A 1,202-nucleotide genomic window follows, 5' to 3' on the forward strand; every position below is an offset into this window, starting at 1 on the left:
ACCATTCGCACCGGAGTTAAACAGCTCAGAAAGGCTATGGGAGTGGATGCGGGAGCATGACTTATCAAACAAAGCATTTTCAGGTTATGAAAATATTGTAGATTGTTGCTGTGAAGCTTGGAATAACCTTTGCAGCGAAGCTGGTCGACTGTTCAGTCTGTGCTCCCGTGATTGGGCAGTTATACAGTAGTTAGAAAATTCAATTGGTATGATTCAGACCGAGCTGTTTGATGAGTTACTGGAAAAAGGCTTTACCGTGAAGGCTGGAGAACTGGGTGAGAATATCAATACCCGCGGCATCAATCTGCTCGGCCTGCCCACTGGCACCCGCCTGTTGATTGGAAATAGCGTCGTTATTGAGCTGACCGCTTTGCGTAACCCCTGTGTGCAGATAGATCATTTTCAGAAAGGCCTGCTTAAGGCCGTGATTGATCGAGACGAGGACGGCAAGGTGATCCGTAAAACCGGTGTTATGGGCATTGTTGTTGCTAGCGGAAAGGTTATGCCAGAAGACAGCATTCGCGTTGAACTCCCGGCGGAGCCCCACCAGCCACTGGAATATGTCTGGTAACCATAATCCATTTAACAGGTGAGTTGGCCTCGTCTCACCGGTATGATGCATTAAAGAGCCTAAGGACAGGCATAAAACAATGATTCAACTGAATAACAATGATGAAACTATTTAACGACGTATTGAAAGAGTCACTCTTTTTCTTCAAAACTAATTTTCGCAGTATCTGCGCTGTGGTACTACCGGTTATTATTCCCCTGGAAATATTCTATGGTATCTGTGACGCCATTTATCAGGAGGGCGATGATTCCATTTTATGGCTGGCTTCTGGAGCAGGCCTATTAATGATGCCTGTCTACCAGGGTGCTTTGATTCTCTATCTGGCCTCCGTACTGAGGGATGAATATCTACCTGTTAAAACGTGTTATCAGCGGGCTCTGAAGTATTGGCTACCACTGATGGCCGTCTATATCCTGTCTTCATACCAATTGAATTTTCTAACTACTGTATAACTGCCCAATCACGGGAGCACAGACTGAACAGTCGACCAGCTTCGCTGCAAAGGTTATTCCAAGCTTCACAGCAACAATCTACAATATTTTCATAACCTGAAAATGCTTTGTTTGATAAGTCATGCTCCCGCATCCACTCCCATAGCCTTTCTGAGCTGTTTAACTCCGGTGCGAATGGT

General features: G+C 45.5%; 2 protein-coding genes and 2 pseudogenes. 3 read left to right on the forward strand and 1 reads right to left on the reverse strand.

Going from position 1 to position 1,202, the window contains the following annotated elements:
* The 3 genes and pseudogenes from AK963_RS36275 to AK963_RS29295 all read left to right on the forward strand — a co-directional run.
* Positions 1-190 (forward strand): annotated as a pseudogene (locus tag AK963_RS36275) (IS630 family transposase); the annotation flags it as partial.
* Between the two features lie 18 nt (positions 191-208).
* Positions 209-571 (forward strand): MOSC domain-containing protein, encoded by a 363-nt coding sequence (locus tag AK963_RS29290; RefSeq protein WP_175404733.1) that lies wholly within the window; start codon positions 209-211, stop codon positions 569-571.
* Between the two features lie 98 nt (positions 572-669).
* Entirely contained in the window at positions 670-1,023 is a 354-nt protein-coding gene (locus AK963_RS29295) for a hypothetical protein (protein WP_066018764.1), read from the forward strand.
* Here AK963_RS29295 and AK963_RS36280 read toward each other — a convergent pair.
* Positions 1,013-1,202 (reverse strand): annotated as a pseudogene (locus AK963_RS36280) (IS630 family transposase); the annotation flags it as partial. The gene AK963_RS29295 and the pseudogene AK963_RS36280 overlap by 11 nt on opposite strands.

It is taken from the genome of Endozoicomonas atrinae (assembly GCF_001647025.1).
In the GTDB taxonomy this organism is placed as follows: Bacteria; Pseudomonadota; Gammaproteobacteria; order Pseudomonadales; family Endozoicomonadaceae; genus Endozoicomonas; species Endozoicomonas atrinae.

Coding starts and splice junctions, on each gene's coding strand:
- AK963_RS29295 (WP_066018764.1), top strand. CDS start 670: ATGATGAAACTATTTAACGACGTATTGAAAGAGTCACTCTTTTTCTTC.
- AK963_RS29290 (WP_175404733.1), top strand. CDS start 209: ATGATTCAGACCGAGCTGTTTGATGAGTTACTGGAAAAAGGCTTTACC.